Source organism: Pseudomonas sp. HY13-MNA-CIBAN-0226, from assembly GCF_040310305.1.
GTDB classification, from domain to species: domain Bacteria; phylum Pseudomonadota; class Gammaproteobacteria; order Pseudomonadales; family Pseudomonadaceae; genus Aquipseudomonas; species Aquipseudomonas gregormendelii.
Map to the genome: position 1 here is coordinate 1 of NZ_JBEOPS010000706.1, position 230 is coordinate 230.

At 65.7% G+C, this 230-nt stretch carries 1 protein-coding gene; it reads left to right on the forward strand.

Annotation, left to right across the window (positions count from 1 at the left end; translation table 11 throughout):
- The coding region (locus AAEZ05_RS30525) for an aminotransferase class I/II-fold pyridoxal phosphate-dependent enzyme (protein WP_350650441.1) at positions 1-230 on the forward strand (230 nt) is incomplete at both ends.

Genomic DNA, 230 nt, shown 5'->3' on the forward strand with positions numbered 1-230 from the left:
TGTGCTATGGCGACCCCGCAGGTGACGGCCGTCTGCGCGGTTTGATCGCTGCATACCTGCGCAGCTCGCGCGGCATGCAGTGCACGGCTGAACAAATTGTGATCACCAGTGGCGCACAGCAGGCCATCAGCCTTTGTGCACAGTTGCTGGTAGAGCCTGGGGACGGCGTGGCGGTGGAAAACCCCGGTTACCGCGCGGCCGGCCATGCATTCGCGTTGGCCGGCGGGCGA